Annotated in this window: 2 protein-coding genes; both read left to right on the top strand. The window is 73.6% G+C overall.

Annotated elements, in window-relative coordinates:
- Positions 1 to 6 precede the first annotated feature (6 nt).
- Positions 7 to 19,824 (top strand): non-ribosomal peptide synthetase, encoded by a 19,818-nt coding sequence (locus ALI22I_RS43545; protein ID WP_077011439.1) that lies wholly within the window; start codon positions 7 to 9, stop codon positions 19,822 to 19,824.
- Positions 19,821 to 21,059, top strand: a complete 1,239-nt coding sequence (locus ALI22I_RS43540) for an MFS transporter (protein WP_077011438.1) — start codon at positions 19,821 to 19,823, stop codon at positions 21,057 to 21,059. Before ALI22I_RS43545 ends, ALI22I_RS43540 begins: the two co-directional genes overlap by 4 nt.
- The last annotated feature ends 264 nt before the right edge of the window (positions 21,060 to 21,323 follow it).

Raw genomic sequence — 21,323 nt, 5'->3', positions numbered from 1 at the left:
CACGCCATGTCGTCGTCGATGGAGGACCGCATCGCCGCGCTGCCCCCGCACCTGAGGGAGCAGATGCGCCGCCGGCTCGCCGGCCGCGCCGAGCAGACCGACGCCATCAAGCCCGCCGACCGGGACAGGCCCCTGCCGCTGTCGTTCCCCCAGCAGCGGCTGTGGTTCCTGGACCAGTTCCAGCCCGGCGGTTCCGGCTACAACAGCGCGCTGGCGCTGCGCCTGGTCGGGCGGCTGGACGTGGCGGCGCTGACCGCCGCGCTGCGCGGGCTGGTGGCCCGCCACGAGTCGCTGCGCACCACGCTGGACGAGGTCGACGGCCGGGGCGTGCAGGCCGTGCACCCGCCGTTCGACCTGGACGTGCCGGTGGTCGTCGCCGGCTCCGACGAGCTGGACGACGTGCTGGTCGAGGAGTACTCCCGGCCGTTCGACCTGCGGCGCGGTCCGCTGGTGCGGGCGCTGCTGGTGCGGCTCGCCGAGGACGAGCACGTGCTGCTGGTGACCGCGCACCACGTCGTCACCGACGGCTGGTCGATGGGCGTGCTGACCGAGGAGCTGGTCGAGTTCTACCGCGCGGCGCTGGACGGCCGCGAGGCACCGCTGCCGCCGCTGCCGATCCAGTACGCCGACTTCGCCGCCTGGCAGCGCGAACGCCTGTCCGGTGACGCCCTGCGCGGCCACCTCGACCACTGGACGCGGCGGCTGACCGGCACCACGCCGCTGGAGCTGCCCACCGACCGGCCCCGCCCGCCGGTGCGCACCACCGGCGGCGCGGCACACGCGTTCGCCGTGCCCGCGCCCGTCACCGCGGCCCTGCGCGACCTGGCCCAGGAGCGCGGCACGATCCTGTTCACCGTCCTCGTGGCCGCGTGTCAGGCGCTGCTGGCCCGCTACGCCGGCCAGGACGACGTGGCCGTCGGCACCGTCACCACCGGCCGCGACCGCCCCGGTCTCGACCGGCTGGTCGGGTTCTTCGTCAACACCGTCGTACTGCGGTCCACGGTGGACGCCGAGCGGGCGTTCACCGACTTCCTGGACCAGGTCAAGCAGACCGTGAAGGACGCCTACGCCCACGACGAGGCGCCGCTGGAGCAGTTGGTCGACGCCGTGAGCAAGGACCGCGACCCCAGCCGCAACCCGCTGTTCGACGTCATGGTGCTGCTCCAGAACCCCTACCGCACGCCACCGCAGCTCCCCGGCCTGCGCGTCGAGCAGGTCGAGATGTCCAGGCGCGACGCCATCTTCGACCTCACCATCGAGTTCCAGGAGCGCGACGGCGCGCTGACCGGCCAGGTCGAGTACAACACCGACCTGTTCGACGCCGCCACGGTCGAGCGCTTCACCGGGCACCTCGTGCGGCTGCTCGGCGGCGTGGCGGCCGACCCCCGGCGTCCCCTGGCCGAACTGCCGTGGATGTCCGACGACGAGCGCGACCAGGTGCTCGTGCGCTGGAACGACGCGCACCGCGAGCCGCCCGCCCGCACCATCACCGAACTGTTCGCCGAGCAGGTGCGGCGCGTCCCGGACCGGACGGCCGTCGTCGCGGGGGACACCACGCTGACCTACGCCGAGCTGGACGCGCGGGCCGACCGGCTGGCGCGCCGGCTGATCGCCGCGGGCGTGCGCCCCGAGCACCCGGTCGGGCTGCTCGCCGAGCGCTCCACCGACCTGGTCGTCGCCGAACTGGCCATCACCAAGGCGGGCGCGGCCTACGTGCCCCTGGACGTGCGCGCGCCCGCCGACCGCATGAGACGGGTGCTCGACGAGGCGGGCACCGCCGTCGTGATCACCGACCCCGCGCACGAGAGCACCACTCGCACCATCCACACCGGACACGTCATCCTGCTCGACGGCGACCCCGGTGAACCCGGCGACGGACCCGTCGACGTGCCCGTGCACCCGGACAACCTGGCTTATGTCATGTTCACGTCGGGTTCGACGGGGGTGCCCAAGGGTGTGGCGGTGCGGCATCGGGATGTTGTGGCGTTGGCGTTGGATTCGCGGTTCGGCGGCGGTGCGCACGGGTGTGTGTTGTTGCATTCGGCGCAGGCGTTCGATGCGACGACTTATGAGTTGTGGGTGCCGTTGCTCAATGGTGGTCGTGCGGTGGTGGCGCCTGCCGGTGATGTGGATGGTCGGGTGTTGCGGGAGGTGGTGGGTCGGCACGGTGTGACGGGTGTGTTCCTGACGTCAGGTCTGTTCCGGGTGTTGGCGCAGGACGACCCGGCGTGCTTTGCGGGGTTGCGCGAGGTGTGGACCGGTGGTGACGTGGTGCCGGCGGCGGCGGTGCGGCGGGTCCTGGAGGTGTGTCCCGGCCTGACCGCGGTGGACGTGTACGGCCCGACCGAGACCACGACGTTCGCCACCTGCCACCCGATGACCTCGGCCGACGCCGTGCCGGACGTGGTGCCGATCGGCCGCCCGCTGGACGGCATGGCCGCCTACGTCCTGGACGAGCACCTGCGGCCCGTCCCGGTCGGCGTGCCCGGCGAGCTGCACCTGGCGGGCGCGGGCGTGGTCCGCGGCTACCTCGGGCAGCCCGGCGCCACCGCTCAGCGGTTCCTGCCCGACCCGTTCGGCCCGCCCGGCTCCCGCATGTACCGCACCGGCGACGTGGTGCGGTGGAGATCCGACGGCACCCTCGAGTTCGTGGGCCGCACCGACGACCAGGTCAAGATCCGCGGCTTCCGCATCGAGACCGGCGAGATCGACGGCCGGCTCATGGACCACCCCGGCGTGGCTCAGGCGGTCACCGTCGCCCGCGCCGAGGACGGCCGCAAGCGCCTGGTCGCCTACCTCGTGCCCGCCGACGGGGCCGTGCCCGCCGACACCGACCTGCGGTCGTGGCTCAAGCGCGAGCTGCCCGACTACATGGTGCCCTCGGCGTTCGTGGCGCTGGAGGCGTTGCCGCTGAACACCAACGGCAAGGTCGACCGCAAGGCGCTGCCCGCGCCCGAGGCACCCGCCGCCGCGGCGTCCCACCACGTCGAGCCCGGCACGCCCGTGGAGCGCGAGCTGGCCCGCATCTGGGCCGAGGTGCTGCGCGCCGAGCGCGTGGGCGTCGAGGACAACTTCTTCGAGCTGGGCGGCGACTCGATCCTGAGCATCCAGGTCGTCGCCCGCGCCCGGCAGGCCGGTCTGAAGCTGGCCTCCAAGGACATCTTCCTGCACCCGACCATCGCCGAACTCGCCGCGGACGTGACCGCCGTCGGCGACGACGTGCGCGCGCCGGAAGCGCCGGTCACCGGCCCCGTGCCGTTGACGCCCATCCAGGAGTGGTTCTTCGACACCGCGCCGGGCAAGCCGCACCACTTCACCATGTCCACGTTCGTCGAGCTGACCCCCGACCTCGACGAACGGGCGCTGCGCACCGCCGTGGACGCCGTGGTGGCGCACCACGAGGCGCTGCGCACCCGCTTCACCCGCGACGGCGACCGGTGGGTGCAGGAGATCGCGCCCACCCCGCCCACCGGTGTGCTGGAGGTGCGCGACCTGTCCGGGTTGGACGGCGACGCGCTGGACCAGGCCGTCGAGGCCGACGCCCTGGCCGCCCAGTCCGGCCTCGACCTCGGCGCGGGCTCCCCGGTCCGCGCCCTGCTGTTCCGGCTCGGAGACGACCGGCGTCCCCGCCTGTTCATGGCCGTGCACCACCTCGTGGTGGACGGCGTGTCGTGGCGCGTCCTGCTCGGTGACCTCGACACCGCCTACCACCAGGTGCTGCGCGGCGAACAGGTCCGGCTCGACCCGGTGGGCACCGCGTTCGCCACGTGGTCGCGCCGCCTGACCGAGCGGGTGTCCGCCGGCGAGCTGGACGCCGACCTCGACCACTGGACCGGTTTCGCCGCGTCCGCCCCGGCCGAACTGCCCGTGGACCACGAGGGCGGCGACCCGGCTGAGGGGGTGCACGCGCTCACCGTGCGGCTCGGTCGCGCCGACACCGACGCCCTGCTGCACCAGGTGCCCGGCGTCTACCGCACGCAGGTCAACGACGTGCTGCTCAGCGCGCTGGGCCGGGCGCTGGCCGACTGGACCGGTCGGGACCGCGTGCTGATCGGCCTGGAGGGCCACGGCCGCGAGGACGTGCCCGACGACCTGGACGTCTCCCGCACCGTCGGCTGGTTCACCAGCCAGTTCCCGCTGGCGCTGCACGTGCCCGACGGCGGTTGGGACGCGGTGCTCAAGTCGGTCAAGGAGCAGGTGCGCGCGCTGCCGCGCCGGGGCCAGAGCTACGGGGCGCTGCGCTACCTCGGCGCGCCCGACTCGCCCGCCGCTGCGCTGCGCTCGGACCCGCACCCGAGGATCAGCTTCAACTACCACGGTCAGTGGGACGTGGCGGCCGGCGACGAGGGCCTGTACCGGGCCCGCTGCGCCCCCGTCGGCCGCGACACCGCCCCCGACAACGCCCGCGCGTACCTGCTCGACGTCGTGGGCGTGGTGGAGGACGGCGAGCTGGTGCTCACCTGGCTGTACTCCGACAACGTGCACGACGAGTCGACCGTGTTCTCGGTGGCCGAGGCGATGATGGCCGCGTTGCGGGGGGTCGTCGAGCACTGCGCGCGGCCCGGTGCCGGTGGTCGCACGCCGTCGGACTTCCCGCTGGCCCGGCTGGACCAGGCGGCAGTCGACCGGCTGGTCGGCGACGGGCGCGGCGTGGAGGACGTGCAACCGCTGACCCCGTTGCAGGAGGGGATGCTGTTCCACAGCCTGGTCGACCCGTCCTCGACGGCCTACTTCGACCAGGTGCGGCTGCGGCTGGCCGGCGTCGCCGACGAGCGCGCCCTCGCCACCGCCTGGCAGCGCGTCGTGGACCGCACGCCCGTGCTGCGCGGCGAACTGGTCTGGGAGGACGTGCCGGAGCCGGTGCAGGTGGTCCGCACCGGCGTCGAGCTGCCCGTCACCCGCCACGACTGGCGCGGCCTGTCCGAGCAGGACCGGCAGCGCGAGCTGGACCGACTGGCCGCCGAAGACCTCGACCTGCGCCGGGCCCCGCTGATGCGGATCGCCCTCGCCCGGCTGTCCGACGACGAGGTGCTGCTCGTCTGGACCTTCCACCACGTGCTGCTGGACGGATGGAGCCTCGCCCAGGTCTTCGCCGAGGTGTGCGAGCACTACGCGGCTCTCGTCGACGGCCGCGCGCCGCGCCTGGTGTCCCGGCGGCCCTTCCGCGACTACCTGCGCTGGCTGGCCGACGGCGACCGGTCGGAGGCGGAGCGGCACTGGCGCGGTGCGCTGACGGGCTTCGCCGCCGCCACCCCGCTGCCCTACGACCGGCAGCCCGCGCGCGACCACGCCACCGAGTCCTCCGACGCGGTGCCCGTGGTGTTCACCGCCGAGCAGACCGACCGGCTGCGCCGCACCGCCCGCACCGCCGGGTTGACGGTGAACACGGTGGTGCAGGGTGCGTGGGCGTTGTTGTTGTCGCGTTACAGCGGTGAGTCGGATGTGGTGTTCGGTACGACGGTGTCGGGTCGTCCGGCGGAGTTGCCGGGTGTGGAGTCGATGGTCGGCCTGTTCATCAACACCGTGCCGACGCGGGCGACCGTGCGCGGGGACGCCGCGACCCTGGCGTGGTTGAAGGAGTTCCAGGCGGCCCAGACCGAGTCGCGGCGGTTCGACTTCGTGTCTCTGGCCGACTTGAGGTCGTGGAGCGACGTGCCGGCGGGTGCGAACCTGTTCGACAGCGCCGTGGTGTTCGAGAACTACCCGCTCAACGACGTCGCCGAGGTGGGCGGCGTCCGGGTGACCGAGGTGCGGGCCCGCGACACCACGACCTTCCCGCTCACCCTCAGCGCCGTCCTGGACGACCGGCTGCGCCTGGACCTGGCCTACGACCCGGCCCTGTTCGACACCGACACCGCCCGCGGCCTCGCCGACCGCCTGCACCTGCTCGTCGACGCCATCGCGACCGACGCCGACCGGCCGTTGGCCGAGTTGCCGCTGATGGACGAGGAGGAGCGTCGGCGGGTGGTGGTGGAGTGGAACGACACGGTCGGCGAGGTGCCGGTGGTGACGTTCCCGGAGGTGTTCGAGGCGCAGGTGAGGGCCACACCGGATGCGACCGCCGTGGTGGTGGGGGACCGGTCGTTGACGTTCGCCGAGCTGAACGCGCGCGCCAACCGCGTGGCGCGGGCGTTCGTCGCCGCGGGCGTGGGCCCGGAGCGCCTGGTGGCGCTGTCGCTGCCGCGTTCGGTGGAGTTCGTGGTGGCGCTGCTGGCGGTGTGGAAGGCCGGCGGTGTCTACCTGCCGATCGACCCCGGCTTACCCGTCGACCGCGTGGACTTCGTGCTGCGCGACGCCGGCCCGGTGCTGGTGGTCGACGGGGCGTTGCCGACCGCCGACGACCCCGACGACCTGACCGACGCCGATCTGACCGACGCGGACCGGCTCGCGCCGTTGCGTCCGGAGAACGCGGCGTACGTGATCTACACGTCGGGTTCGACCGGCAGGCCCAAGGGCGTGGTGGTGGAGCACCGCAGCCTGGTCAACCTGCTGGTGAACCACCGCGAGGACTTCGTCACCGAGGCCGGTGGGGGGCGGTTGCGCGTCGGGCTGTCGGCGGTGTTCTCCTTCGACACGTCGTTGGAGGGTTTCGTGCTCATGGCCGACGGCCACGAGCTGCACGTCCTGGAGGACGACGTGCGCCTGGACCCGCCCGCGTTCATCGAGTACGTCGTGCGGCAGCGGATCGACTTCCTCGACCTGACCCCCTCCTACGCGCAGCAGTTGCTGGCGGCGGGGCTGCTGGACCGCGAGCACCGGCCGAAGGTGCTGATGCTCGGCGGTGAGGCGATCGGCGAGTCGCTGTGGCGTCGGCTGGCCGAGGCGCCGGGGACGGCGAGCTACAACTTCTACGGCCCCACCGAGTCCACCGTGGATGCCCTGTCGTGCCGGATCACCGGTGAGGGCAGGCCGGTCGTCGGTCGCCCGCTGCGCAACGTGCGCGCCTACGTCCTCGACGAAGACTTCCGGCCCGTCCCGATCGGAGTCCCTGGCGAGCTGTACCTGGCGGGCGCGCAACTGGCGCGCGGCTACCTGGGGCGGCCGGCGCTGACCGCCGAGCGGTTCCTGGACGACCCGTTCGGCGCGCCGGGCGAGCGCATGTACCGCACCGGTGACCGTGCCCGGTGGCACGCCGACGGCCGCATCGAGTACCTGGGTCGCACCGACGAGCAGGTCAAGATTCGCGGTTTCCGCATCGAACCCGGCGAGGTCGAAGCAGCCCTCACCCGCCACCCGGACGTGCGTGAAGCGGTGGTCGTCGCCAGGGAGGACAGCGGCGTCAAGCGCCTCGTCGCCTACGTCGTGCCCACCGGCTCCACCGTGCCCACCACGGCGGACCTGCGGTCCAGGCTGGGAAGCACCCTGCCCGAGTACATGGTGCCCGCCGCGTTCGTCGCCCTGGACGCCGTGCCCGTGACGCCCAACGGCAAGGTCGACCGCCATGCCCTGCCCGCGCCCGACCTCGTCGCAGCCCGCGGTCGCCACGTCGCGCCGCGCACCGACGCGGAGCGCGACGTGGCCGACATCTGGTCCGAAGTGCTCGGCGTGCCGGGCATCGGCGTCGAGGACAACTTCTTCGAGCTGGGCGGCGACTCCATCCTCAGCATCCGGGTGATCTCCCGGCTGCGCACCGCGTTCGACGTGGAGATGTCGCCGCGCGCCCTGTTCACCCACCCCACCGTCGCCGGGATCGCCGAACTGGTCTCGGCCTCCGCCCGCGTCCGCACGGCCGACATCCCGGTCGCGCCGCGCGACGGGGCGCTGCCGCTGTCGTTCGCCCAGCAGCGGCTGTGGTTCCTCGACCAGTTCGAACCCGGCGGCGTCGACTACCTGACGCCGTCGATCCTCCGGCTGCGCGGCCCGCTCGACGTGGCCGCGCTCGACACGGCGCTGACCGCGCTGGTGGCGCGGCACGAGTCGCTGCGCACCTCGTTCGACACCGTCGACGGCCGCGGCGTGCAGGTCGTGCACCCGCCGCAGCGCGTCCGGGTGCCGCTGGTCGACCTCACCGGGCGTCCCGAGGCCGAGTTGGAGCGCGTGCTCACCGAGGAGACGACCACCCCGTTCGACCTGCGGCACGCCCCGCTGCTGCGGGCGCGGCTGGTGCGGCTTGCCGACGACGACCACGTCCTGTCGCTGGTCCTGCACCACATCGTCACCGACGGCTGGTCCAACGGCGTTCTGCTGGCCGAGCTGGGCGCCTGCTACGAGGCCGCCACGCTCGGCACCGAGGCCAAGTTGCCGGAGCTGCCCGTGCAGTACGCGGATTACGCGGTGTGGCAGCGGCAGGCGTTGACCGAGGAGGCCCTGGAGCAGCACCTCGCCCACTGGCGGCGTGCGCTCGACGGCGTCCGGCCGCTGGAGCTGCCCACCGACCGGCCCCGGCCCGCGACGCGCGGAAAGCAGGGCGCGTTGGTGCACTTCTCGGTGCCCGCCGAGGTTGCCGGGCGGCTCAAGGCCCTGGCCCGGCAGCAGGACGGCACCCTGTTCATGGTGCTGCTGGCCGCCTGCCAGGTGTTGTTCTCGCGCTGGTCCGGGCAGCGGGACGTCGCCGTCGGCACCGTCGTGTCCGGCCGCGACCGCACCGAGCTGGAGGGCTTGGTCGGCTTCTTCGTCAACACGCTGGTGCTGCGCACCGAGGTCGACCCGCGGCGCCGCTTCACCGAGCTGCTGCGCGGGGTTCGGGAAACCGCGCTGGACGCCTTCGCCCACCAGGACGTGCCGTTCGAGCGCGTCGTGGACGAAGTGCACCCGGTGCGCGATCCCAGCCGCACGCCGCTGTTCCAGGCCATGGTGGTCCTGCAGAACACCCCGGACGACGGCCCCCGCCTGCCCGGCCTGCGCGTCGAGGAGGTGCCGCCGCCGTCGGTGGCCGCGGGCTTCGACGTGTCGTTCCAGTTCCAGGAGCACGAGGGCGGGCTGGAGGCGGTGCTCACCTACGACACCGCGCTGTTCGACGCCGCCACGGCCGAGCGGATGGCCGCCCACGTCGGCGTGCTGCTCGACGGTGTCGCCGCCGACGCCGACCGCACCGTGTCCGCCCTGCCCCTGCTGACCGACGACGAGCTGCGGCACGTGCTGGAGGACTGGAACGACACCGGTTCCGGCGGTGGCGCACCGGCCTACCAGGAGGTCTTCCAGGCGCAGGCCGCCCGCACGCCCGACGCGACGGCCCTGGTGTCCGGTGACCGGTCGTGGACCTTCGCCGAGGTCAACACCGACGCCAACCGCCTGGCCCGGCGCCTGGTCGCCGCCGGTGTCGGTCCCGAGTCCGTCGTGGCGCTGGCGCTGCCCCGCTCGCCGGAGGTGGTCGTGTCCGTGCTGGCCGTGCTCAAGGCCGGCGGGGCGTACCTGCCGGTGGACCCCGGGCACCCGGCCGACCGCGTCGCGCACCTGCTGGACGACGCGCGGCCCGTGCTGGTGGTCACCACCGGCGACGGCGGCAATGTCCCCGAAGGGCTGCTCCGCGTGGTGCTCGACGACCCCGCCACGCGCGCCGCCGTCGACGCCCTGCCCGCCACCGACCCGACCGACGACGACCGCGCCGCCCCGTTGCGGCCGGAGCACCCCGCGTACGTGATCTACACGTCCGGGTCCACCGGCAGGCCCAAGGGCGTCGTGGTCGAGCACCGCAACCTCGCCAACCTGGTCGCCGACCACCACGCTCGCCTGTTGCCCGGCGACGGGACGCGGCTGCGCGGCATCGCCACCGCCGTGTTCTCCTTCGACGCCTCGTGGGAGGGCCTGCTCCTGCTCGCCGCCGGCCACGAGCTGCACCTGGTGGACGACGCGGTGCGGCTCGACCCGCGGGCGATGGCCGAGCACCTGGTCCGGAACCGGATCGACTTCCTGAGCTGCACCCCGTCCTACTTCCGCCAGTTGCTGCCCGAGGGCGTGCTGACCCACCCGGACCACCGGCCGCGGCTGGTGGCCCTGGGCGGCGAGGCCGTGGGCGAGCCGCTGTGGCGGGCGCTGGCCGACGCCGACGGCGTCATCGGCGTCAACCTCTACGGCCCCACCGAGTGCACCGTCGACTCGGTGTGGAGCACGATCACCGACCGCGACCGCCCGGTGATCGGCGCGCCCGGCCGCAACCTGCGAGCCTACGTGCTGGACGAGGACTTCCGGCCCGTCCCGGTCGGCGTGCCCGGCGAGCTGTACCTGGCGGGCGACCAGGTGGCACGCGGCTACCTGAACCGGCCCGGCCTGACCGCCGAGCGGTTCGTCGCCGACCCGTTCGGCGCGCCCGGCAGCCGCATGTACCGCACCGGCGACGTGGTCCGCTGGACCGCGGACGGCGTGCTGGAGTACCAGGGCCGCGCGGACGACCAGGTCAAGGTCCGCGGCTACCGCATCGAGCCCGGCGAGATCGAAGCCGCCCTGACCGGTCACCCCGACGTGGCCGAGGCGGTCGTGGTCGCGCGGGAGGACGACCCCGGCCACCTGAGGCTGGTCGGCTACGCGGTACCCGCCGGCGCGACCGCGCCCACCGCCGACGACCTGCGGGCCTGGCTCAAGCGGGACCTGCCCGACTACATGGTGCCGTCGCTGTTCGTCGTGCTGGACGGGTTGCCCAAGACCGACAGCGGCAAGGTCGACCGCCGCGCCCTGCCCGCGCCCGACGCGCGCGGCGGCGTGCAGGAGGGCTACGTGCCACCCCGCACGCCCGTCGAGCAGGAGCTGGCCCGCGTGTGGGCCGAGGTGCTGCGCGTCGAGCGCGTCGGCGTGCACGACAACTTCTTTGGCCTCGGCGGCGACTCGATCCTGAGCATCCAGCTCGTCTCCCGGGCCCGTCAGGCGGGCCTGGAGCTGGTCACCAAGGACGTCTTCACCCACCAGACCGTCGCCGAGCTGGCCACCGTCGTGCGCACCCGCGCCGAGCGGACCGCCGAGCGGACCGCCGAGCGGCCCGACATCGCCGGACCCGCGCCGCTGACCCCGATCCAGCGCTGGTTCCTCGACTCGGCGCCGGACCCGCACCGCTTCACCATGTCGTTCCACCTGGAGCTGGAGGAGGACGTGGACCCGGCGGCGCTGTCGCGTGCCGTGGACGCGGTCGTCGCCCACCACGAGGCGCTGCGCACCCGGTTCACCCGGGTGGACGGCGAGTGGCGTCAGGAGCCCGCGCCGATCGGCCTCGGCGGGCACCTGAAGTACCACGACCTGTCCGGCCTGGACGAGAGTTCCCGCGCCGAGGCCGTGGCCGCTGTCGTCGAGGCGGCCCGGACCGGCCTGGACATCGCCCAGGGCCCGCTGCTGCACGCCCTGCTGTTCACCGGCGGGGACCGGCCGAGTCTGTTCCTCACCGTGCACCACCTCGTGGTGGACGGCGTGTCGTGGCGCGTCCTGCTCGGCGACCTGGAGACGGCCTACCGCCGAGTCGCCGCCGGCGAGGAGGTGGACCTCGCACCGGTCGGCACCCGCTTCACCCAGTGGGCGCACCGGCTGGCCGAGCACGTGCGTTCCGGCGCGTTCGACGACGAGCTGGCCCACTGGAGCGCCGTGCTCGACGGTGAGCCCGGTGCCGTGCCGGTGGACCGCGACGGCCCCAACACCGCCGGGTCCACCCGCGTCGTGTCGGTCCGGCTCGACCGAGACCACACCGACGCCCTGCTGCACCGGGTGCCCGACGCCTACCGCACGCAGGCCAACGACGTGCTGCTCAGCGCGCTGGGCCGGGCGCTGGCGGACTGGACGGGCCTGGACCGGGTGGCGGTCACCATGGAGGGCCACGGCCGCGAGGACGTGCTCGACGGCGTGGACACCTCCCGCACGGTCGGCTGGTTCACCACCCAGTACCCGCTCGCGCTCACCGTGCCCGACGGTGGCTGGGACGCGGTGCTCAAGTCGGTCAAGGAGCAGGTGCGGGCCGTGCCGCGCCGCGGCTTCGGCTACGAAGCGCTGCGGCAGCTCGGCCAGGTCGGCGCGGCGGTGCTCGGTGGCGCCCCGCTGCCGCCGGTCAGCTTCAACTACCACGGCCAGTGGGACGTGGCGTCGGCCGAGGGGAAGGGCCTGTATCGGGCCCGGCGGGACACCCCCGGCGACGAGGCGCCCGCCGGCAGCCCGCGGGCGTTCCTGCTCGACGTCGTCGGCGGCGTCGAGGACGGTGAGCTGGTCCTGTCGTGGTTCTACTCCGACAACGTGCACGACGAGTCGACCGTGCTCTCGGTGGCCGAGGCGACGATGACCGCGCTGCGGGAGATCGTGGAGCACTGCGCGCGGCCCGGTGCCGGTGGTCGCACGCCGTCGGACTTCCCGCTGGCCCGGCTGGACCAGGCCTCGGTCGACCGCCTGGTCGGCGACGGCCGGTCGGTCGAGGACCTGTACCCGCTGACCCCGTTGCAGGCGGGCATGGTGTTCCACACGCTCGTGGACGACACCTCCGACGCCTATTTCAACCGGTTCCGGCTGCGGCTGGCCGGCGTCACCGACCCGCACGTGCTGGCCGAGGCGTGCCGCCGCGTCGTGGACCGCACCACCGTGCTGCGCAGCACCGTCGTGTGGGAGGGCGTGGAGGAGCCGCTCCAGGTCGTGCACCGCCGCGTCGAGGTGCCGGTCGTCCACCACGACTGGCGCCACCTCTCCGAGCAGGAGAAGGACGCCGCGCACGACCGGGTGATCGCCGAGGACGCCGACGGGCTGGACCTGACCCGGCCGCCGCTGCTGCGCTTGGCCGTGGCGCGGCTGACCGACGACGAGGTCACCCTGTTCTGGACCGCCCATCACGTCCTGATGGACGGATGGAGCCTCGCCCAAGTGCTGGCCGAGGTGTGCGAGCAGTACGCCGCCCTCGCCGACGGACGGGCGCCGCGGTTGACCCCGCGCCGCCCGTTCCGCGACTACCTGCGGTGGCTCGGCGAGCAGGACACCGCGGCGGCCGAGCGGCACTGGCGGCAGGTACTCGCCGGCGTCGAGTCGCCCACCCCGCTGCCCTGGGACCGGCCGCCCGTCGAGGCGCACCGCGCCGCGTCCAGCGCCTCGGCCGGGGCCGAGCTGACCCCGGAGCGGTCGGCGACCCTGGACCGGGTCGCCCGCACCGCCGGGTTGACGGTGAACACGGTGGTGCAGGGTGCGTGGGCGTTGTTGTTGTCGCGTTACAGCGGTGAGTCGGATGTGGTGTTCGGTACGACGGTGTCGGGTCGTCCGGCGGAGTTGCCGGGTGTGGAGTCGATGGTCGGCCTGTTCATCAACACCGTGCCGACCAGGGTCCGGGTCGACGCGAGCCGGGGCGTGCTGCCGTGGCTGCGGGAACTCCAGGCCGAGCAGATCGAGTCCCGCCGGTTCGACTTCGTGTCGCTGGCCGATCTGAGGTCGTGGAGCGACGTGCCGGCGGGTGCGAACCTGTTCGACAGCGCCGTGGTGTTCGAGAACTACCCCGTCGACGAGCTCGTCGACGCCGAGCAGCAGGTCCGCGTCCTGGAGGTCGAGGGCGCCGACACCACCAGCTTTCCGCTCGCCCTCAGCGCCAACCTCGGCGACCGGCTGCGCTTGGAGCTGGACTACGACCCCCGCCTGTTCGACCCCGCGACCGCCGAACGCCTCGCCGCCCGCCTGATGGTGCTGCTGGAGGGCATCGCGATCGACCCCGACCGGCCAGTGGCGGAACTGCCGCTGATGACCGAGGAGGAGCGTCGGCAGGTCGTCGTCGAGTGGAACGACACGGCCGGCGACGTGCCGGTGGTGACGTTCACCGACGTGTTCGAGGCGCGGGTGCGGGCGACGCCGGACGCGACCGCCTTGGTGGTCGGCGACCGGTCGTTGACCTTCGCCGAGCTGAACGCACGCGCCAACCGCGTCGGGCGCTACCTGGTGTCGGTCGGTGTCGGCCCCGAGCGCGTGGTCGGGTTGTCGCTGCGGCGCTCGGTGGAGTTCGTGGTGGCGCTGTTGGCGGTGTGGAAGGCCGGCGGTGTCTACCTGCCGATCGACCCGGACCTGCCCGCCGACCGCGTGGAGTTCCTGACCACCGACGCGAACCCGGTGCTCGTGATCACCGAATCGCTGCTCGGCTCGCCGGAGGTCACCGCCGTCACCGACCTCTCCGACCTGACCGACGTGGACCGGCTGTCGCCGCTGTGCCCGGAGCATGCGGCGTATGTGATCTACACGTCGGGGTCGACGGGCAAGCCGAAGGGTGTGGTGGTGGAGCACCGCAGCCTGGTCAACCTGGTGGTCAACCACCGCGAGGGTTTCGTGGCCGACGCCGGTGGCGGGCGGTTGCGCGTGGCACTGTCGGCGGTGTTCTCCTTCGACACGTCGCTGGAGGGCTTCGTGCTCATGGCCGACGGCCACGAGCTGCACGTGCTGGACGAGGACCTGCGCCTGGACCCGCCGGCGCTGGTGGACTACGTCGTGGAGCGGCGCATCGACTTCCTCGACCTGACGCCGTCGTACGCGCAGCAGTTGTTGGCGGTGGGTCTGTTGGACCGTGAGCACCGGCCGAGGGTGCTGATGCTCGGTGGTGAGGCGATCGGGGAGTCGCTGTGGCGGCGGCTGGCGGAGGCGCCGGGCACGGCGAGCTACAACTTCTACGGTCCCACCGAGTCCACTGTGGACGCCCTGTCGTGCCGCATCGCGCCGGGCTCGCCCGTGGTGGTGGGCCGTCCGCTGCGCAACGTGCGGGCCTACGTGCTGGACGAGGACTTCCGGCCGGTACCGGTCGGTGTGCCGGGCGAGCTGTACCTGGCGGGCGCGCAACTGGCGCGCGGCTACCTCAACCGCCCCGGACTGACCGCCGAGCGGTTCCTGGACGACCCGTTCGGCGTGCCGGGCGAGCGCATGTACCGCACCGGCGACCGGGCGCGGTGGCACGCGGACGGTCGCATCGAGTACCTGGGCCGCACCGACGAGCAGGTCAAGATCCGCGGTTTCCGCATCGAACCCGGCGAGGTCGAGGCCGCCCTGACCCGGCACCCGGACGTGCGCGACGCGGTCGTGGTCGCCCGGGAGGACGGGGACCACAAGCGCCTCGTGGCCTACGTCGTCCCGGCCGGCCCGAGCCCGGCGGAACTGCGGTCGTGGCTGGCCGAGCGCCTGCCCGACCACATGGTCCCGACGGCGTTCGTGGGGCTCGACGCGGTGCCGATGACGCCCAACGGCAAGGTCGACCGCCGCGCGCTGCCCGCGCCGGACGTGCTCGCCGACGCGGGCACGGCGTACCGGGCCCCGCGCACGCCCGTCGAGGAACGGGTCTGCCGAGCCTGGGCCGACGTGCTCCGCGTGCCCCGCGTCGGGCTGGACGACAATTTCTTCGAGCTGGGCGGCGACTCCATCCTCAGCATCCGGGTCGTATCCCGGCTGCGCGCCGAGCTGGACGTGCCGGTGTCGCCGCGGGTGCTGTTCACCGCGCCCACCCCGGCCAGGCTGGTCGAGGCGCTGGCCGCCGAGACCGGGGCGGACGAGGTCATCCCACGCGCCCCGCGCGACGGGGCGCTGCCGCTGTCGTTCGCACAGCAGCGGCTGTGGTTCCTCGACCAGTTCGAACCCGGCGGCGCGGACTACCTCTCGCCGTCGATCCTCCGGCTGCGTGGCGAGCTGGACGTCGACGCGCTCGCCGGGGCGCTGACCGCGCTGGTCGCCCGGCACGAGTCGCTGCGCACCACGTTCGACACCGTCGACGGCCGCGGCGTGCAGGTCGTGCACCCGCCGCACCCGGTGGACCTGCCCGTGGTGGAGGTGCCCGGCGGCGAGGCCGGACTGGGCGGGGCGCTGGCGGCGGAGACCACGCGCCCGCTGGACCTGGCCCGCGGCCCGCTGCTGCGCCCGGTGCTGCTGCGCCTGGTCGACGACGACCACGTGCTGCTGCTGGTGATGCACCACATCGTCACCGACGGCTGGTCCGCCGGGGTGCTCACCTCGGAGCTGGGCGCCCTCTACCGGGCGGAGCTGTCCGGCGTGGACGCCGAGCTGCCCGAACTCCCGGTGCAGTACGCGGACTACGCGGTGTGGCAGCGCGAGCGGCTGGCCGGGCCCGAGCTGGAACGGCAACTCGGCCACTGGCGTGAGCGGCTGGCGGGCGTGCCGCCGCTGGAGCTGCCCACCGACCGGCACCGGCCCGCGGTCCGCGGCACCCGCGGCGCGGTGCACGCCTTCACCGTGCCCGCCGGGGTCGCCGACCGGCTCAAGGCACTGGCCCGGCAGCAGGACGGCACCCTGTTCATGGCGCTGGTCGCCGCGTGCCAGGCGCTGTTCGCCCGCTGGTCCCGGCAGGACGACATCGCCGTGGGCACCGTCGCCTCCGGGCGTGAGCGCACCGAGTTGGAAGGGCTGATCGGGTTCTTCGTCAACACGCTGGTGCTCCGGTCCTCAGTGGACGGTTCGAGTACCTTCCGCGAGTTCCTGGGGCAGGTGCGCGGCACCGCGCTGGACGCGTTCGCCCACCAGGACGTGCCGTTCGAGCGCATCGTCGACGAGGTGCGGCCCGAGCGGGACACCAGCCGCACGCCGCTGTTCCAGGTCATGGTGGTCCTGCAGAACAACCCCGAGCCGGCGTCCGACCTGCCCGGCCTGCACGTGGAGGACCTCGGGCTGCCGGTGGTCGCGGCGAACTTCGACCTCACCGTCGAATTCCAGGAGGCCGACGACGCCCTGTACGGCGCCGTCAGCTACAGCACCGACCTGTTCGACGCCGCCACCGTCGAACGGCTGACCGGCAACCTGGCCGTGCTGCTGGAGGCCGCCGTCGCCGACCCGGACCGCCCGCTGGCCGAGCTGCCGCTGATGGCCGACGACGAGCGGCGGCAGGCCCTGGAGGTCGGCAACGACACCGCGCACGCCGTCCCCGACGCCACGCTCCCCGAGCTGTTCCGGGCGCAGGTGGACCGCACGCCCGACGCGGTCGCGCTGGTCGGCGACGGCGTGGCGCTCACCTACGCGCAGCTCGACGCCCGCGCCAACCGGTTGGCGCGGCGGCTGGTCGACCGGGGCGTCGGCCCCGACCGGTACGTGGCGATCTCGCTGCCGCGCTCGGTGGAGCTGGTCGTGGCGGTCTTGGCCGTGCTCAAGGCCGGTGGCGCGTACGTGCCGATCGAGCCGGACCACCCGGCCGACCGGGTCGCGTTCGTGCTCGACGACGCCCGCCCCGTGCTGGTGCTGGACGACCCCGCGCGGGTGCGCGACGAGTCCGACTCCGACGTCCCGGACCACGACCTCACCGATCACGACCGCACCCGACCGCTCACCACCCGCGACGCGGCGTACGTGATCTACACGTCCGGGTCGACGGGCCGCCCCAAGGGCGTCGTGGTCGAGCACCGGTCCGTGGTCAACTACCTGACCTGGGCGGGCGAGGTATATCCGGGCCTGCGCGGTGCGGCGGTCCTGCACTCGCCGGTGTCGTTCGACCTCACCGTGACCACCCTGCTCGGCCCGCTGCTGGTCGGTGGGCGCGTCCTGGTCCAGGAACTGGCCGAGGACGCGACGCCGACCGAGCGGGCGACGTTCCTCAAGGCCACGCCCAGCCACCTGCCGCTGCTGGGCGCCGTCCCGGCGGAGCTGTCGCCGACCGGGGACCTGGTCGTCGGCGGTGAGCAGTTGCTCGGCGAGGTGGTCGACGAGTGGCGCCGGGCCAACCCCACCGCCGCCGTGGTCAACGAGTACGGACCCACCGAGGCGACCGTCGGCTGCATGGAGCACCGCGTGGAACCCGGCGCGCCGCTGGCACCCGGCCCGGTGCCCATCGGCCACCCCGCCTGGAACACGCGGCTCTACATCGTCGACGACCTGTTGCGACCGGTGCCCGTCGGCGTGCCCGGCGAGCTGTGCATCGCCGGTGCCGGGCTGGCCCGCGGCTACCTCAACCGGCCCGGCCTGACCGCCTCCCGGTTCGTGGCCTGCCCGTTCGGGGAGCCGGGGGAGCGGATGTACCGCTCGGGTGACCTGGTCCGCCGCCGCGCGGACGGCACGGTCGAGTACCTGGGCCGCATCGACGACCAGGTCAAGATCCGCGGTCACCGCATCGAACCCGGCGAGATCGAGGCCGCGCTGCTCGGGCACCCCCGTGTGGCCGAGGCCGCGGTCGTGGCCAGGGACACCGGCCAGGGCCACGACCGCCTGGTCGCCTACCTGGTCCACGCCGACGCCGAACCGGCGGCCGCGGAACTGAGGGAGTTCCTGGGCCGCACCCTGCCCGCCTACATGGTGCCCTCGGCGTTCGTGGCGCTGCCCGCGCTGCCGGTGACGCCCAACGGCAAGCTGGACCGGGCCGCCCTGCCCGCGCCGGAACCCTCCGCCGACGACGAGGGGCGCCACGTCGCCCCGCGCACCCCGGTGGAGGCGGCGCTCGCCGAGGTGTGGGCGTTCGTGCTCGGCGCGGACCGGGTCGGGGTGCGGGACAACTTCTTCGAGCTGGGCGGTGACTCGATCCTCGTCATCCAGGTCGTGTCCCGAGCACGCAAGGCGGGGTTGGCCCTGACGACCAAGGACCTGTTCCGCTACCAGACCATCGAGGCGCTGGCCCCCGTGGCCACCGAGGTCGCCGACACCCCGGCGGACACCGCCGAGGTCGTGGGCGACGTGCCGCTGACCCCGATCCAGCAGTGGTTCTTCGACACCCGCACGGTCGCGCCGCACCACTTCAACCAGTCCATGCTGCTGGAACTGGACCCCGAGGTGGACGAACGCGCCCTGGAGCGGGCACTGGACGCCCTGCTCAGCCACCACGACGCGCTGCGGATGCGCTACGAGCGGGTCGACGGGCGGTGGCGCCAGCACAACGCCCCGGTCGAACCGGTCACCGTCCTCGACCGGCACGACCTCACCGCCGTCGAAGGGCACGACCGCGAGGCGCGCATGGTCGAGGTGGCGGACCGGGCCCACACCGGCTTCGACCTCGCCCGCGGGCCGCTGCTCAAGGCCGTGCTGTTCCACGCCGACGGCGCACCGCCGCTGCTGTTCCTCGCGGTACACCACCTCGTCGTGGACGGCGTGTCGTGGCGCGTGCTGCTCGACGACCTCGACACCGCCTACCGGCAGGCCGCCCGCGACGAAGAGGTCGACCTGGGTGCCAAGACCACGTCGTTCCGGGAGTGGGCGCAGCGGCTGGGCCGGCACACCGCCGAAGGCGGCCTCGACCACGAACTGGAGCACTGGGAGGCCGCGCTGCGGGCGGAGCCGCTGCCGGTCGACCACGAGCAGCCACGGCCGGGCACCCCGGCCGGCACGGTGCACGTGGCCCTGGGCGCCGAGGACACCGACGCGCTGCTGCACCTGGCCCCGGCCGCCTACCGGACCAGGGTCAACGACGTCCTGCTCACCGCCCTGGCGCATGCCCTGGCCCGGTTCACCGGGCGCTCCACCGTGTCGCTGGACATGGAGGGCCACGGCCGCGAGGACGTCCTCGGCGCGGATCTGTCCCGCACGGTCGGCTGGTTCACCACGCTCTACCCGGTCGCGCTCACCGTGCCCGATGCCGACGAGCCGAGGTGGCGCGACCGGGTCAAGGCGGTGCGGCGGCAGTTGCGCACCATCCCCGGCAACGGCCTCGGCTTCGGGGCGCTGCGCTACCTGGGGTCGCCGCAGGCGCGCGAGCGGCTGTCCGGACCCGGCCCGCAGATCGTGTTCAACTACCTGGGCCAGTCCGACAGCGCCACCGACCAGACCGGCGACTCGCTCTACCGCGCGGTGCACGACCCGATCGGGCAGGACGGCGACCCGACCGACCGCGGACCGCACCTACTGGAGGTGGTGGGCGGCGTCGCCGCCGGCGAACTCCGCTTCACCTGGTACCACCAGCCGGACCGGCACGACGAGGCCACCGTGCGCCGGGTCGCGGAGGACTTCCTCGACGCGCTGCGCGGCATCGCCGCGGACTGCCGGGGCGGGAGGTGACCGCCCCGCTGTCGCGCAACCGCGACTACCGGCTGCTGTGGGTCGGCCAGGCACTGTCCGAGGCCGGCTCGAGCGCGTCCACCATCGCGCTCCCGCTGCTGGTGCTGGCGTTGACCGGTTCGGCGGCGGCGTCCGGCCTCGTGCTGGGCGCCGGCGCCGCCGCCCAACTCCTCGCCGGGCTCCCGGCGGGCGCCCTGGTGGACCGCTGGGACCGCCGGCGGGTGATGCTGATCTGCGAGGCGGTGCAGGCGCTCGCGGTGAGCGGGCTCGTCGCCGCCCTGTGGTTCGACCGCGCCGGCGTGCTCCTCGTGGTGCTCGTGATCGTCGTCCTCGGGGTGTGCCGGTCGCTGTCCGAACCCGCCGAGGACGCCGCCCTGCCCGCCCTCGTGCCGGAGAGCCAGTTGTCCACGGCCGTGGCACTCAACGCGGCCCGCGGCTACCTCGGCCAGCTCGCCGGCACCGCGCTGGGCGGCCTGCTGTTCGGGCTGCGCCGATGGCTGCCGTTCGCCGTGGAGGCGCTGGCGCACGTGGCGACGTTCGTCGCGCTGCTGTTCATCCGCATCCCCACCCGCACCAGGGAGCGCGCCCCCGCACGCCACTTCCGCCGCGAGGTGGCGGAGGGCCTGAAGTGGGTCTGGGCGCAACCGGTGGTGCGGGTGGTCGCGGTCTGCGCGATCGGCCTCAACCTGTTCTTCCAGGCGTTCTACCTGCTGGTCATCGCGGTCGCGCAGCAGCGCGGCGTCCCGGCCGGGCAGATCGGCGTCATGGCGGCCATGCTCGGTGCGGGCGGTATCCTCGGCGCGCTGGTGGCGCCGCGCCTGCACCGGGCGCTGCGCCCGCACACGTCCATCGTCGGCGTCTTCTGGGTGATCACCGCCCTGATGCCGCTGGCGGCGATCGCCGAGGGTGGTTACCAGACCGGCGCCCTGTTCGCCGCGATGGCGTTCCTCGCGCCCACCGCCAACACCACCATCACCACCTACCAGCTCCTGCTCACCCCCGACGAACTGCGGGGCAGGCTCAGCAGCGTCATGGGCGTGACCCTCGGCACCGCCGCGATCGCCGGTCCCGCAGTCGGCGGGTTCCTGGTGGAGCTGCTGCCCGCCACCCACGCCGTCCTGGCCTGCGCGGCCGGCACCGCCCTGCTCACCGTCTACGCGACCGCCAACCCCACGCTGCGCCGCCTGTCCCGCCACGAGCCCGCCGCTCCCGCCGCGGCGGGAGCGGGGGAGTAGCGGTCGGCTCTCGCGGGCGTCGCGGAACATGACCACGTGGATCCGACGAGGACCACCTCCTCGGACGACTCACGCGTAGACCTCGAACTCGTAGATGCGCGTGGTGGTGCTGCCGCCCTTGTTCCGCGGTCAGGGCGTCGAGCTTGCCGTAACGCCTGTGGGACGTCGAAGTCGGCCATGTGGTCTGACTGTGAGTATGGCCCGACCGGTCCGTTGATGGTGGGCTGGTAGCCGGAGGCAGTGGGCGTGACTCTTGGCCTGACT

This window comes from Saccharothrix sp. ALI-22-I (assembly GCF_001984175.1).
In the GTDB taxonomy this organism is placed as follows: domain Bacteria; phylum Actinomycetota; class Actinomycetes; order Mycobacteriales; family Pseudonocardiaceae; genus Actinosynnema.
Note: the sequence above shows the minus strand (reverse complement) of the source record. Positions and strands in the feature narration are given on the sequence as shown.

Excerpts from the sequence above, each read along its gene's own strand:
- ALI22I_RS43545 (WP_077011439.1), top strand. The coding sequence starts at position 7 with ATGTCGTCGTCGATGGAGGACCGCATCGCCGCGCTGCCCCCGCACCTG.